The sequence below is a fragment of the Allobosea sp. P1_A7 genome, from assembly GCF_056406775.1.
In genome coordinates, this window is the sequence record NZ_JBFTZN010000023.1 from 1 (window position 1) to 14,107 (window position 14,107).

The 14,107-nt window shown below is 62.1% G+C and carries 14 protein-coding genes and 1 tRNA gene; 7 read left to right on the forward strand and 8 right to left on the reverse strand.

The features are described 5' to 3' along the window. A partial coding sequence (locus AC1D34_RS06110) for a septal ring lytic transglycosylase RlpA family protein (protein WP_476823750.1) occupies positions 1-492 on the reverse strand: 492 nt, incomplete at its 3' end. A gap of 622 nt (positions 493-1,114) precedes the next feature. Between AC1D34_RS06110 and AC1D34_RS06115 the strand changes: the two genes are divergently transcribed. Together AC1D34_RS06115 and AC1D34_RS06120 are read left to right on the forward strand one after the other, a co-directional pair. Next, positions 1,115-1,204: transfer RNA gene (locus tag AC1D34_RS06115), tRNA-Ser, on the forward strand. Between the two features lie 186 nt (positions 1,205-1,390). Continuing rightward, positions 1,391-1,609 (forward strand): hypothetical protein, encoded by a 219-nt coding sequence (locus AC1D34_RS06120; RefSeq protein ID WP_476823751.1) that lies wholly within the window; start codon positions 1,391-1,393, stop codon positions 1,607-1,609. Between the two features lie 388 nt (positions 1,610-1,997). Here the strand turns inward: AC1D34_RS06120 and AC1D34_RS06125 are convergent, their stop codons facing one another. The 4 genes from AC1D34_RS06125 to AC1D34_RS06140 all read right to left on the reverse strand — a co-directional run bounded on the left by AC1D34_RS06125 (position 1,998) and on the right by AC1D34_RS06140 (position 5,353). Continuing rightward, complete coding sequence (locus tag AC1D34_RS06125) at positions 1,998-3,074, reverse strand: AI-2E family transporter (RefSeq protein WP_476823752.1); 1,077 nt, start codon at positions 3,072-3,074, stop codon at positions 1,998-2,000. A 94-nt stretch (positions 3,075-3,168) separates the two neighbouring features. Beyond that, positions 3,169-3,993, reverse strand: coding sequence for an LssY C-terminal domain-containing protein (locus tag AC1D34_RS06130; RefSeq protein ID WP_476775386.1), 825 nt, complete (start codon positions 3,991-3,993; stop codon positions 3,169-3,171). A 203-nt stretch (positions 3,994-4,196) separates the two neighbouring features. Beyond that, positions 4,197-4,529: an SMR family transporter gene (locus AC1D34_RS06135; protein WP_476775387.1), complete on the reverse strand. Its 333-nt coding sequence runs from the start codon at positions 4,527-4,529 to the stop codon at positions 4,197-4,199. Between the two features lie 134 nt (positions 4,530-4,663). Then, entirely contained in the window at positions 4,664-5,353 is a 690-nt protein-coding gene (locus tag AC1D34_RS06140) for a pentapeptide repeat-containing protein (RefSeq protein WP_476775388.1), read from the reverse strand. 203 nt (positions 5,354-5,556) lie between these two features. Here AC1D34_RS06140 and AC1D34_RS06145 point away from each other — a divergent pair, with 203 nt between their 5' ends. After that, on the forward strand, positions 5,557-6,702 hold the full coding sequence (locus AC1D34_RS06145; protein ID WP_476823753.1) for a GGDEF domain-containing protein: 1,146 nt from the start codon (positions 5,557-5,559) through the stop codon (positions 6,700-6,702). Here AC1D34_RS06145 and AC1D34_RS06150 read toward each other — a convergent pair. Then, positions 6,699-6,920 (reverse strand): hypothetical protein, encoded by a 222-nt coding sequence (locus AC1D34_RS06150; RefSeq protein WP_113517628.1) that lies wholly within the window; start codon positions 6,918-6,920, stop codon positions 6,699-6,701. The genes AC1D34_RS06145 and AC1D34_RS06150 overlap by 4 nt on opposite strands. Before the next feature lie 256 nt (positions 6,921-7,176). Between AC1D34_RS06150 and AC1D34_RS06155 the strand changes: the two genes are divergently transcribed. Further along, the gene (locus AC1D34_RS06155; RefSeq protein WP_476775390.1) at positions 7,177-7,734 is read left to right on the forward strand and encodes a PRC-barrel domain-containing protein; all 558 of its coding nucleotides are present in this window, start codon (positions 7,177-7,179) and stop codon (positions 7,732-7,734) included. Between the two features lie 63 nt (positions 7,735-7,797). Here AC1D34_RS06155 and AC1D34_RS06160 read toward each other — a convergent pair whose 3' ends face one another. Further along, positions 7,798-9,342, reverse strand: coding sequence for an NAD(P)H-hydrate dehydratase (locus AC1D34_RS06160; protein WP_476775391.1), 1,545 nt, complete (start codon positions 9,340-9,342; stop codon positions 7,798-7,800). A gap of 327 nt (positions 9,343-9,669) precedes the next feature. Between AC1D34_RS06160 and AC1D34_RS06165 the strand changes: the two genes are divergently transcribed. Both AC1D34_RS06165 and glnA read left to right on the forward strand, forming a co-directional pair. Continuing rightward, the gene (locus AC1D34_RS06165) at positions 9,670-10,008 is read left to right on the forward strand and encodes a P-II family nitrogen regulator (RefSeq protein WP_113518708.1); all 339 of its coding nucleotides are present in this window, start codon (positions 9,670-9,672) and stop codon (positions 10,006-10,008) included. A 95-nt stretch (positions 10,009-10,103) separates the two neighbouring features. After that, entirely contained in the window at positions 10,104-11,513 is a 1,410-nt protein-coding gene (gene glnA / locus AC1D34_RS06170; protein ID WP_476823754.1) for a type I glutamate--ammonia ligase, read from the forward strand. A 114-nt stretch (positions 11,514-11,627) separates the two neighbouring features. Here the strand turns inward: glnA and AC1D34_RS06175 are convergent, their stop codons facing one another. Beyond that, positions 11,628-12,995, reverse strand: coding sequence for a TIGR03808 family TAT-translocated repetitive protein (locus AC1D34_RS06175; RefSeq protein WP_476823755.1), 1,368 nt, complete (start codon positions 12,993-12,995; stop codon positions 11,628-11,630). 192 nt (positions 12,996-13,187) lie between these two features. Between AC1D34_RS06175 and AC1D34_RS06180 the strand changes: the two genes are divergently transcribed. Continuing rightward, positions 13,188-14,054 (forward strand): FkbM family methyltransferase, encoded by an 867-nt coding sequence (locus AC1D34_RS06180; RefSeq protein ID WP_476823756.1) that lies wholly within the window; start codon positions 13,188-13,190, stop codon positions 14,052-14,054. The last annotated feature ends 53 nt before the right edge of the window (positions 14,055-14,107 follow it).

Genomic DNA, 14,107 nt, shown 5'->3' on the forward strand with positions numbered 1-14,107 from the left:
GATACGAGCCGTGCCGAGGTGGCGGAAGGCCAGCGCGTCGGCCGTCTTCTGCGACACGTCCATGACGCGGCCGCCATGGTAAGGGCCACGATCATTGACGCGGACGATGATCGAGCGGTTGTTCAGGAGGTTGGTGACGCGGGCATACGCCGGCAGCGGCATGGTCGGGTGCGCGGCGCTGATGCCTTCGCGGTCATAGACCTCGCCATTGGCGGTGCGGCGGCCATGGAAGGCCTCGCCATACCAGGACGCGGTGCCAACCGCGGTGTAGCCGACCGGCTTCTCATAAGGCGTATAGCGCTTGCCCGCGACGGAATAGGACTTGCCGACGAGTTCGCGGCCGCCGCCCTTCGGAACGGGCTGGCCGTCCGCGACAACCCGGGGGCTGGCGGGGCCGTATTTCGATGAGGGGAATGCGCCAATCTCCTTCGACTTGCGGCGCGCAACCTGATCATTCGCGCAATTGGCAAGGAGGAGACCTGCGAGCGCCACGCAACCAAGTCGCGCGGCACGAAGAGCAAGGGGAGAGGAAGCGGAAGCTCTGTCCGAGTCGGTTACCACATGGGCCAATGCCGGAGCCGAAGAGCTTGCGCCTCGCATCATTATGGTCGTCCGTCGTTGTGCCGAAAGCCATCGCCCGGCCAAGCCGCATCCTGCGGCGAAGCCGAAGTTTTCGGTCAATCCTGTAAAGGGATCGTTAAACGGGCGACTCGCCGAGCGCGAATGCCCCGATCCGGCATCTAGGATGCCCTTGAGCGGGCACAAAGGTGTCCGAAATGCGGCAAGTGTCAACCCGCGACCATTCCGCCGCCATTTTTCGGACAGGCGTTGCCACAATGCAACGCTGTCATTTGGCGACTTTCGGTGGTGTTTTTCCGCTGGGAATGGCCCTATCGGCGGCCAAAGGGCCGCCAAGACGCACTGGAAGCGGACCTCCGGCAAATCCGGCACAGAGCTCGCCAGTTCGGGGCGGCCGGGCGCTCGGCCTGCCCGGCCTCAACCCGACTCACATGCTCGCGGGGGGCTGATCCAGACACTGCAAAGGGGAACTCGCCTCGGCCTGACGTCATCGCACTTGCAAAAACGCCTCGCACCCGGCAATGACAGGCCAACCGGAAGGGTGGCCGAGTGGTTTAAGGCAGCGGTCTTGAAAACCGCCGTGGGTGCAAGCCCACCGTGGGTTCGAATCCCACCCCTTCCGCCACTTATGCTTGCCAGCCGTTCCTTGCTGTAACGCATTGAAATAGCGAAATGCGCTCCCCCTTGCGGCTCTAATTTTCATCCCAATTCGCCCCAGCCATACATAGCGATGCAAAGATCGGAGCGTCGGTCGGTGGCTGCGAGTTGAGGAGCGTGCTACCGCCTCGTCAGCGAGGCAGGGGTGGGGTCCATGGATTTGAAGGCATTCCAGATCGAAGTGACGTCGGAGGGCGACAGCGCCCGCCAGGTCTTCTTCGTCGCAGCAGAATCAGGCGAGGCCGCCGTCGCACTATTGGCCAATCAATCTGCCTTGTTGCCCAACTTCAAACTGAAGCTGCAGCGCCGCCTGAGCGATGCGGAGATCGACATTCACCAGCTAGGGCCTGGGATGATCGTTCAATGGATGTGAGCGGGCTTGCCCCGTCATGTATCCCACGTTGGCGGCGCGCTCGATTTCAGCCCAAATCTGTGGCCTGACCGTAAATCCGTTCMGGCTGCATGTGCGCATGCAGCGGCGTCTCCTGTCCGCCGTCGCAGTGCGATCAAGATGTCGGGTTGCAGACGGCATTATTGACTGTCGCTGCGGATGCTGGCCATGGGCCTAAGCCGTCGAACGCCCGGCATCGTGTTTGGCTGCGGCCTTCGCCCAGCACTGAAGCTCCGCTTCTTCGTACAGGAACGCTTGAAGAAGGCGCGGAAAATCGCGCCGCGCGATTGGTCCAAATGGGACAGGCCCGGTTCGCCGTCATCCTCGGCGACAGGCCACGCCGCTTATCGATCCTGTCCCGGCCTTCTCGTCATTCTGAGCCAGGCCTGTCTGGGGCCTGATGCCCCGAGCTTGCCAGAGACCGCCGCCACGCGAAACGCAGGATCACACCCAGCGATGCCGCAAGTGGTATCGCCAGCAGCACGCCGATGAAGCCGAACAGCCATCCAAAGGCGAACAGCGCGAACATCATCCAGACCGGGTTGAGGTTGACCCGACGGCCGATGAGGCGCGGTGACAGCACATAATCGGCAAGCATTTCTCCGACGATGAAGATGCCGCCCACGACAGCGACAGGCACCCAATTCGGCCAGAACTGGGCCAGGGCAACGCAGGCCGCCACGAAGAACCCCGTCGCCGCGCCGAAATAGGGAACAAAACTGATGAGACCGGCGGTGAGCCCGATCACAATGGCATGGTTGAGCCCGACCACTTTCAGGGCTGATGCATAAAGCACGGCCAGAACGAAGCAGATGACCACCTGGCCGCGCACGAAGCCAGCGATCGTATCGTGGATTTCGCGCGCCAGTGCCCGAGCATCGTCGCGATACGCCGGGGTAAACCAGCCATCGACCGCCGCCATCATGCGGTGCCAGTCGATGGCGAGATAGATGGCGATGATCGGCGTCACCACGAGCAGCGAGAGAAGGGAAACCAGGGCCAGCCCACTTGACCATAACGAGCGAAGGAAGCTGTCGAGCCAGCTGCTACCCATCGACTTGGCGWGATCGGCGGGGGATTGCTCGAGGTGGAGTTCGCCGCCCATGACATTGTGCAGCCAGGGGCCGCTCGCATCGCTCACGAGCGACTGGAGCCGCGTGAGGTAGCGGGGGAATTCCTCAACGAAARATCGGAACTGGCCAATGATGGCCGGGAGCATCACCAGGAGAAAGGCAATGAAGCCCGCAACCAGCGGCAAGAAGACGGTCAGAGCTGCAAGGGAACGATTCATGCCGAACCGTTCCATTCTGTCGACCACCGGGACGAGCAGATAGGCAAGCAAAGCGCCGACCACAAACGGCAGCAGGATTTGGCGCAACAGCACCAGCGCAACCAAGGCGACCACTGAGACCGCAATCCAGAACTTGGCTGGTTGCGCGATCCTCATCGACGTTCTGCGCACATGCGGTTTCGAACTCGATTGCCGGCTTCGTTGCGCCCGCCCCAGGAGAAAGCAGCGAGAGCGCAGCGCTCCGTTCAGTTCAGTTCACGATCAGGCTGGCGAAGGCGATCTCGCCATCGGTAATGTAGTGGTTGACCTTTCCGGTTTGCAAACGTGTACCGGATTGATGCAATACGACATCACCGATCATCTGCTTTGCCTTCAACTGGGCGACTATGTAGTTGCGCTCCGCATTCGTGTCGGAATCGGTCGCATGGGTCACCTGGAACGTCAGCCGGGTCAGAGATAGCCCAGTGTCCCGGGTACCAGCGCCGACCCATAACACAGGCCGGTCGGTCGCTGGCTTATCGGTATTCAACCAGAAGCTCGCTCCCGTCATATCGTCCTCGGAATGGGCGAGGCTCAGCGCCCAGAAGCGGATGTGATGGCGCTTGCGCGGGCTGTTGTCGATGGGCTCCTGGAAGCCGATGTCCTGCCTGCGTCCAAAGAGATAGAGGGTGCTGAAAGGAGCGGTCGGATAGGTCGAGTTCAGCAGAAACGCTCGTATCATTCGCCAGGAGCTGGCTATCCCCAAGCGATCGGCCGTCGACCAGCCCGCTGCTGCAAACGCATCGCGCAGTTGTTGAAGAGTGCCGATGAGGACGAGGTTTACAGGGTCTCCGGGCAGACCATCTCCGGTGATCGTGTATCGGGGGATCAATCTGCGGTGAAGAACCTTCAGGCCCATTCGAACCACGTTTGGCAAAATGACATAGGCAGCCAGACCGTAGGTCAGGCTTGCCGCCAGGATCCATGGCAGCCTGTGGTCTGCCGTATCGAAAATGACGAAGACGATCAGCCAAACGCTGACGACGCCCAGGCAGAGAACGAGGAATCTCTGAAAGAGGCGCGCGAGCAGTCTCAACGTTCTTGGTCCCGTCTGGTGCTGGGTGAAATCGCCATCGCTGTTCGTCGTGGGGATTTTGGCATCCGAACACAACCACATAAGTGACGGCACTGTTTGCGGGCGGCAAACCGGTGATCCCGTTGCCCCTATACTAGTGGATGCTTGGTATTGGCGCTATGGCCGCGCGCCAGGGCGCCAAATTAGCCAGGCCGCAAAAGCGCTCAATGCCCGCCAGAGGAGGAGAGGATGTTCACGACCAGGACGCCCGTCACGATCAGGCCCATTCCGACCACCGCCCAGAGATCGAGCTTCTGGCCGAACGCAAACCACCCCACCGCCGAGATCAGGACGATACCTGCGCCCGACCAGACAGCATAGGCGATCCCGACGGGCATGCTCCTCAAGGTGAGTGACAGGAAGTAGAACGCGACGCCATATCCGATCGCAACGACGGCCGTGGGTCCCAGTTTTGAAAACCCCTCCGACGCTTTGAGAGCCGAGGTGGCGATGACCTCGGCGACGATGGCAACGGCAAGAGTAAGAAAGGCGTTCATACCCCGCCTAAACATCCTTGTGTGACGCTCTCAAGGCTCCCGATCGAAGGGAGCCCCGCAGCAGCCCGAGGCGCTGGCGTCCCCGGGAACGTTAGGGCGACACTTCCCCGAGATGCCCCACGGAGGCTGCCCCCCTAGCGCACCTTCAAGCCCAATTCCGCGAGCAGCTGGCCAGCCTGCTGGCGAGAGATCGTGGCGCCGCGAAAGAGCGTGGCGTCAACCAGCCTCAGTCCGCCCAGATCAGCGCCACGAAGATCAGCCCCCTCGAAGCGCGAGCCGGTCAGTGCCGCATCCATCAGACTGCAATCCTCGAAGACAGCATCCCGGAAATCGCATTTCCTCAGGTCCGACTGGCTAAAATCGATTTTCCTGAGCGTGGTCTTGCGGAAGCTGAACGACGGAAGCTTCGCGCTGACGAGCAGGACCTCCTCGAACCGGCAGTCCAATGCCCTTGCTTCGGACAAATCCGCGCCAGTCAATTTGCAGCCCGCGAAGGACGCCGAGACCAGTGTCGTCCGGCGCAGAACGGCGTTGTTGAAATCTCCCGACTGAACCCGGCCGTCCGATAGATCGGCCCCCATGAAATCTGCGAAGGCCGCCCGACAGCCGAGCCATCGCACCCGCTCGAGTTTCGTACCTCTCAGCTTCGCGCGCTTGAGGCTGCACCGTTCGAAGAGCCAACCCGACAGATCGAGCCCCGACAGGTCCGCCTCATCAAGATCGCACGCGATCACATGGTGCGGTATGCGCAGCTCAGAGAGAGCTGCCACATCGGCTCGCTGCAGGGTCCGCTCCGCGACGGTCTGAAAGGGATCATCAGGCATGCGCTCCCGTAGCAACTGGCCGGCGGATGATCAATTTCAGCACCTTCGTGGGCCGTCGCACTCCCTTGCTTCTGGGGTCGCCGCCCTCCCCGATAGTGATGCTCGCGAGCCAGACAGAACATCCGGCGACGGCGAATTGTTTACCCAGGGGCAGTAGAGAGCAGCAGCATCTCGAACCGGACAGCCTCTGCAGTCAGATCATCGTGAATCTCGTACCAACGGCCATTCTGTTTCTGTTCGCAGCAACCTTCTGCGCCGTCTGGCTGGCCGAGCGCCGAAGCTGGTATCTGCTCCATTTTGCGCATGCGTTCCTGGCCTTTGGCCTTGGGATGCTCGTCCAGACAACACGGACTCCAGCCGATTTCGGGTTGAACACGATGCTGTACGGAATGCTCTATGTTTCCGGCACGCTGGGCTTCGTGACTGGCGTGATGGTGCGCTCCGGCCGGCGCCCTTCTCGCTGGTTCCTCACCATCTGGTTTGCCGCAGTGATGGGCGCGCTCGGCTATTTCTATTACATTGACCGCAACCTCATCGTGCGCATCCATATCGTGAGCTTCGGCCTCGGCGGCATCATCGTCTCAGCCGCCTGGATCATGCGGTCGCTTGCTCGGGGAAGCGCGACCGACAGGATAATCTTCTGGCTGGTTCTGGTGTTTGGCCTGCATTTCTTCCTGCGTACGCTGCTGACGAGCGAATTGGCCGCGGCAACATCCGCTTCGGGGTTCCTGCAGTCCGGATTCTGGACCTGGGTGCAATTCAGTGCCTCGGTCTTCGGGGTCGGGATGGGCCTTGGGCTGCTCCTCGTCATAGGGCTGGATGTGACGGCCCGGCTGCGCAAGGAGCGCGATACCGATCCGCTCACGGGGGCGTTGAACCGGCGCGGCCTGCAAGGCCGGTTTCAATCTCTGGGCGCGGCGCGTCATCCATTGGTGCTCAGCGTCGTCGCCTGCGATATCGATCATTTCAAGAGCATCAACGACGCCTATGGCCACGCGGCCGGGGACGCCGTGCTGATCGCGATTGCAGCCTCCATCCGGAGCGCCGTTCGCAGCAACGATGCCGTCGGTCGCGTGGGAGGCGAAGAATTCGTCATCCTGCTCAAAGATACGACCGCAGAACAAGCCTTCCATTTCGCGGAACGCCTGCGGGGCGAAATCGCCAGGATCTCGTTTCCCAGGCTGCCGCCCGATCGGACGGTGACCTGCAGTTTCGGCATTGCCGAGCTTCGCCGTGGCGAGACGCTCGCACATGCGATCGGCCGCGCGGATCAGGCTCTGTACGCAGCCAAGAACGCCGGACGGAACCGTACGCGCACGGCCACGCCCTTAGTGCCGGCGCGATCCTAGGCGTCATTGCTGGCGTTGAGTTCGTCCAGCTCAAGCCCGTCCTTGTCGTTCGGATCAGGCAACAGCCCCTGCCCCGTCGCCCAGCGCGCCACAATCTCGGCGACAGCCTCTTCACGCGATCGACGTGACTGGATTTCCCGCAGATAGCGATCGAGCGCAGTCAGTTCGGCAGCACTCAGATGGATGGTCAGGGGCGTCCTCGGCTCGGCTGCAGGCATGGCATACTCCCGTCCGCTCTCGCGACGGACTGCTCGCCCGGCGGCAGCAATCCGACGATAGAAGCATGACAGGATCGCGGGGCGCAGCAAGGCGCAACAGCCCTGCAGGCCCCGTCCCGACGCCCTCCTTCAGGCATGCCCATGCGTCAAGCGCATGGCAATGTCCCGCGTCGAAAGGGAGGGTTTTGGCGAACCAAATCCGGATTCCGACGTTTTCCGCTCAAGCCGCAATTGCGGTTCCTGAATGGAGGAAGCGATGTTCAAGCATTCAATCGCGCTGACGGCCGTCGGAGCTGTCATGTTTGCGACGACCGCGATCTCKCAGACCAGTGCGCCCTCATCGAACGCCCCCTCGGCAGCTCCTTCGGCTCCGGCCCCCGCCGTGGAGCGCCCCAAGCCGCCAGAGAACAACCTCGCAGGCCAGGGGAAGTGGCGTGCGTCCAAGCTGATCGGTGTCGATATCTACGGCTCCGACAAGAAGAAGGTCGGTGATGTGACGGAAGTCCTGTTCGACAAGGCAGGCAAGGTCGAGATGGTGACCGTCGGCGTCGGCGGCTTTCTTGGCATCGGATCGAAGGATGTTGCGATCCCCTTCGAACAGGTGACGTGGAGCGAAGAGCCGATGGTGGTTCCCGCTCCGGCCCCTGCCCCTGCCCCCGCAGGAGGAAGCGGCAGCACGAGCGGTCCGGCCACGGCTCCGACAGCGGCTGCGCCTGTTCCGCGTGGTCCGATGATGTACCCGGACCATGGCGTCATCAGCATGACGAAGGAACAACTCACGGCGGCACCGGCCGTGACCTATGCCAGCCGCTAATTGGCCACCAGACATCCCGGCCTGCAAAGCAGCGGGCCGGCGATCTCCAAAGTTGTTCGCCAGCTAATGGACGTTACCATCTCGACGAGCAGGCAGCTCGGAGAGAACGGGCAGGACAGCTTCCGGCAGATCATCCGCGATCAAGCCACGACCAAACCGTTCCGCGGCCTTGCCATGGAGCCAGACGGCGGCGCAGGCGGCCTGGAAGGCTGGCATGCCCTGGGCCAACAGCCCCGCGATGAGGCCGGCCAGGACATCACCGGACCCAGCCGTCGCCAAGTCCGGGCTGCCGGTCATGTTGATCGCGGCCCTTCCACCGGGCTCGGCAATGACGCTGTCCGGCCCCTTCAGGACGACGACCGCACCGGTGGCCGCCGAAGCGCGGCGCGCCCGTTCGAGCCTAGACGGAGCAGCCATCACGTCCGCAGACGAGGCAAAGAGGCGCTCGAATTCCCCTTCGTGCGGCGTAAGTACGCAAGCTGCGCCGCTCGGCCTGATCCTCGAGCCGATCGGGACGGACGTGGTTTCCGCTGCCAGCAGGGTGAGCGCGTCCGCATCGAATACCGCTGGAACACGCGAGCGCTGCGCGGCAAGGACGGCTTCCCGAGCMGTTTCGTCAAGCCCGAGTGCCGGGCCGGCGAGGACTGCGCCGAGCCGTTTCTCGGCCAGCAGAGTTTCTATATCGGCTGCCGAGGCAGCTGCCCGCTGAATCAGCGCATCCGGGCCGCGGGCGGCATGCGCGGCAAGGGCTTCGGGCCGGCACGCAATCGTCACCAGGCCGGCGCCAATGCGCAGCGCGGCACGCGCCCCGAGTCTGGGCGCGCCAACCCCTGCAAGCCCGCCCGCCAGAACGAGCACCGCGCCGCGCTTGTATTTATGGGTATCGACCGCGTGGTGCGGCCACTCGGCGCGCCATAGCGGCGGTTCGTTGCGAAAAGTTCGCGCCTCCAGGGCGCCCTTGCCAAATGCCACCTCCGCCGTGATGCCGATATCGGCAAGCGTCACCACGCCGCATAATCCACGCCCGGGATAAAGCAGATGCCCCGGCTTGAGGCGAAAGAACGTGACCGTCTCATCGGCCCTTGTGACCGCTCCATCAGCGCGTCCGGTCTCCCCCGAAAGGCCGCTGGGGACATCCACGGCGATCACCGCAGCTGCCGAGGCGTTGACACGTTGCACCACGGCGGCGACGTCGCCGGCCAGCGGCCGATCGAGGCCAGCACCGAAAAGGGCGTCGACCACGATGGCTGCCCGCTCGGGAGCGGCAGAGGAAATCGGCATGACCTCACCGGTCCAGGCCTGCGCCATCGCAAGGGCATCGCCCTTCAAGGCTTCACGGTCACCCGACAGGGCAAGCGTCACCCCGAAACCGCGCTCGCGAAGGAGACGGGCTGCGACGAACCCGTCCCCGCCATTGTTGCCAGGACCGCAGAGAACCAGAATGGCCTGTCCGGGTAGGGCCCGCCGGCTGACGGCATCGGCGACCGCCCTGCCCGCTCGCTCAATCAGGACGGGCCCCGTCGTTCCGGCCGCAATCGCAGCCCTGTCGGCGCGCGCCATCTCGGTTGGGGTCAACAGGGCAAGGGCGATCTCGTCTGCTGTGCTCATCGCGCGATCATCCGGAAGCCGGACGCTCATAGCAAGATCGGGCGCGCGGATCTCGTTTGGCTATCGATTGATCATCTGCATAAATTATGGGCGGAATATCGCCTCATCATGAGGCGATACCTGCCACGCTCCCTCATGGCGAGGCACACGCGCCGATGCTATGAGCACATACGGCGAGTGTTCGTCTGCCACGGCGGAACGCTGAACCGGCCTCCGAGCCATCGGGAAAGGCCGATTTTCAGTGCATCGACGATTGGACCGGCAGGCGGTATCGAGGAACGGACGAATATCCGTTTCCAACCACGCGCAAGGGAGGCCGGTCGGCGCATGAAGAAGATCGAAGCGATCATCAAGCCCTTCAAGCTGGATGAGGTGAAGGAGGCACTGCAGGAAGTCGGGCTGCAGGGCATCACCGTGCTCGAAGCCAAGGGATTCGGCCGCCAGAAGGGCCATACCGAGCTCTATCGCGGCGCCGAATACGTCGTCGACTTCCTGCCGAAGGTAAAGATCGAGATCGTGCTGGCCGACGAGATGGTCGAGAGCGCGATCGAAGCCATCAAGAAGGCCGCTCAGACCGGCCGGATCGGCGATGGCAAGATTTTTGTATCGTCGGTGGAGGGGGCGATCCGCATCCGCACCGGAGAGACCGGCGCGGACGCGATCTGAGGGCTTCATTCCCGAACCCGCGAAATCGGCGTCCGCCGGGCGAATACCCGCGGATCGATGAATGTTGAGAAACTGCTTTCAAGAGGAATGCTGAGATGAAGAGCGCCAAGGACGTCCTCAAGGCGATCAAGGACAATGACGTCAAGTATGTCGACTTCCGCTTCACCGACCCGCGCGGCAAGTGGCAGCACGTCACCTTCGACATCACCATGATCGATGAGGACATCTTCGCCGAGGGCACGATGTTCGACGGCTCGTCGATTGCCGGCTGGAAGGCGATCAACGAGTCCGACATGCTGCTGATGCCTGATCCGACGACGGCGGTGATGGACCCGTTCTTCTCGGCAGCGACGATGGTGATCACCTGCGACGTGCTCGAGCCCGCGMCCGGCGAGCCCTATAACCGCGATCCGCGCGGCATCGCCAAGAAGGCCGAAGCCTATCTCAAGTCGACCGGTATCGGCGACACGGTCTATGTCGGCCCGGAAGCCGAATTCTTCGTCTTCGACGACGTCAAGATCTCGGCCGACCCCTACAACACCGGATTCAAGCTCGATAACGTCGAGCTGCCGATCAACGGCATGACCGATTACGAAGGCGGCAATCTCGGCCACCGCATCGCCACCAAGGGTGGCTACTTCCCCGTCCCGCCGCAGGATTCGGCGCAGGACATGCGCGGCGAGATGCTGGCAGCCATGGCGGCGATGGGCGCCAAGGTCGAGAAGCACCACCACGAGGTCGCCTCCGCCCAGCATGAGCTCGGCCTGAAGTTCGACACGCTGACCCACATGGCCGACACCATGCAGGTCTACAAGTACGCGATCCATAACGTGGCGCAGAGCTACGGCAAGACCGCGACCTTCATGCCGAAGCCGATCTACGGCGACAACGGCTCGGGCATGCACGTCCACCAGTCGATCTGGAAGGCTGGCAAGCCGATCATGGCCGGCAACAAATATGCCGACCTGTCGCAGGAGTGCCTCTGGTATATCGGCGGCATCATCAAGCACGCCAAGGCGCTGAACGCCTTCACCAACCCGTCGACGAACTCCTACAAGCGTCTCGTTCCCGGCTATGAGGCTCCGGTGCTGCTGGCCTATTCGGCCCGTAACCGTTCGGCCTCCTGCCGTATTCCGTGGACGACTTCGCCGAAGGCCAAGCGCGTCGAGGTTCGCTTCCCCGATCCGATGGCGAACCCCTATCTCGCCTTCGCCGCGCTGCTGATGGCCGGCCTCGACGGCATCGTGAACAAGATCGATCCCGGCCCGGCGATGGACAAGGATCTCTACGACCTGCCGCCGCGCGAGCTGAAGAAGATCCCGACCGTCTGCGGCTCACTGCGCGAGGCGCTCGAGGCGCTGAAGAAGGACAACGCCTTCCTCAAGGCCGGCGGCGTCTTCAACGACGACTTCATTGAGAGCTATATCGAGCTCAAGATGCAGGATGTGGCGCGTTTCGAAATGACGCCGCACCCGGTCGAGTTCGCGATGTACTACTCCTACTGAGAGCTCTGCGCCGGGAACGTCCMGGCGCAGCCGCTATCCTCCCGACCGCGGCAGATCGCGGTCCACCTGAAACGCCGGGGCGGCAACGCCCCGGCTTTTTTTCTGACAGGGCCCTCAGACGTAGCGATTATGCCCGAAGGTGACGCTGCCGACGGCCGTTGCGAGATCATTGCCGTAATCGGCCGTTCCCACGCGATTCATGGAGGTGCCGGTAAAGACGGTCGGCACGATGCCACCGAGGCTGGCACCGTTGACGATGTTTCCAGAGACAACGACGGACCGTCCGCTGTTCGTCACAGCTTCGTTCGAGACGCCAATACCGATAGCCGCGTTACGCACCAAATTCCCGGAAACCACCAGCGCGCGTGCAGCCGTATTGATGCCTGCCTGGATGCCTACCCGCGCAGCTCCGTCAATCAGGTTGCCGGAAACCACGCAGTCCTGCTCGACGACGATGCCGTTTCCGATCGTTGAAGGCGGATAGTAGCCGGGATCGGGAATCGGATTGTCGGTGACGTTGGAGATGCGGTTGCCTTCCACGATGACGCTGCGTGAAACGCCGTCGGAGAACTGGCCGGAGTTGGCGACGAGAATGCCGCTACCGACCGTGTCGAGGCTGTTGTTGGAAACGATGCAACCCGTGAGATCAATTCCGGCACCCGGCGCCTCGATGAAGATCGCCGCTTCGCGCGTGTTGTAGATATTGTTGTTGCTGACGTTGTGCAGCCCCCCGCCATTGCAGCGGATGGCGGAGAATTTGACGCTGAAGATCTTGTTATCGGTGATCGAAACGCCAACGGCCCGGAAGACGCTGACGCCATTGCCGTTTTGCCCAGTCCCGCCGCCAACCGYATCGACGCCGTTTATGAAGTTGCCCGTAATCGTCGAGCTGTCGCCGGTGATCGCGTCACGCCAGACCGCGATACCATTGTTCAACATGCCGGTAATGGTGTTGTTCAGCGCCTTGATCTGGGCGTTCTCGCTCCAGATCCCGACGGAATGGTTGCCGAAATAGCAGGACCGGAAGACCGCGCCGGACGAACTCGCGATATAGGCTCCAATGCCAGGCGAGTTCATGATCTGACAGTTATCGAACAGGACGTCCTGGGCATTGCCGGCGATTGCGATGAAGGCCGGGCGCTGAGAGACATAGTCTGTCAAGGCCCGGTTCTGGCCGTCGAAGAAAATCCCCTCGAAGCGAACCTGGTTCTGCCCTTCGATCCGAAGGAATGTATTCGCTCCTGTGAAACGCAGGACGACCGAGCCGGGCATGGCGCGAACCTGCAACGGCTTGCCGCCGCCATTCGTCGGCAGGACCGTGACGGTGCCMGAGTCATAAACACCGGGCTGAAAGAAGAGAGGCCTCCCCTGATTGCGGGCGTAGTCGAATACGGATTGGAGGTCGGTGAATGTAGTCCAGCCGGAACTCGCTGCGGCGGTGCGGGCAACCACAGCGTCGTCGAACAGGGCGTAGGATGGCATCGAATATCTCCATATCGAACATAACGAGAACGATATGGGTCAGTATTCCTATCCACGTCAAATGCACCGTGCATAACTCACGATGTCCGAGCGTAGGTGCGGCCGGGGACAGCGATGCACGGGCCCATTAAGCGTTCGGTAGAGGATTGGGGCTATGCGTCGCGATCCATGCCGTTAGGGGAGATTGCGGCGATGCTGCCGATCAAGGAAGGGCGTCTGACATATGCCGTTCAGCGCGCGCATGACCTTCTGATCAAGAAGCTCGTCCCGAGCAGCAGAAAACACCTTCCGCCCCATCCTCGGATTGCGGTGATCCCAACGGACTATCTCGGCATCTCGATCATTGGAAATGGGGTGTATGAACGTCGCGAGATCGCGTTCCTCAAAGCCCTCTTCAAAGAGAGGAACCTCGGCTCATGCATCTTCCTGGATATCGGCGCGAATATAGGAAATCATTCCATAAACTTCGCAGATTCGTTCGAGGAAGTGATATCGTTCGAACCCAATCCTCCTATCGCCTCGCTGTTGAAGACGAACGTCGTGCTTTCGCAAACGGGCAACATTCGCGTTCATGAAGTCGGCCTCGGCCAAGCAGATGCCGAGTTGAGGTTTTCCTTGCTTGAGCAGGGAAACGATGGGAGCGGCAGCTTCGCGTCTGGGCAGGGAGACCTTGTGCTGCCAGTCCGCCGGGGCGACGCATTCCTAGCTCAACGAGAGCCGGCAATTGCATCGGGTGCGAAGCGGGTCGGGTTTGTCAAATGCGACGTCGAGGGGTTCGAGGCAGAWGTATTTGCGGGCCTACGGCAAACCTTCTCATCTCATCGCCCGATCGTTGCATTCGAGAGCAACGATAGCACCGCGGGCGAGGGAGCATGGGCCGAACTGAAGGCTGCTGGCTACGACACCCTGTACTCTCTGCGCGAAACTGGAGATCACCGGGGCAAGCTTGCTCAGGAGCTGAGCCGACTGACATTCGGCTATTCCTGCTGGCTCGAGGAAGTTGCCAAGGTTCCGATACGACGCTGCAATCTTGTGGCGAGCTTCGGTTCACTGATCTGAGGTTCAGCCCACGCAGCGCGCCGCCCAGGATAAGTTAACGCCGGTCAAGTGCT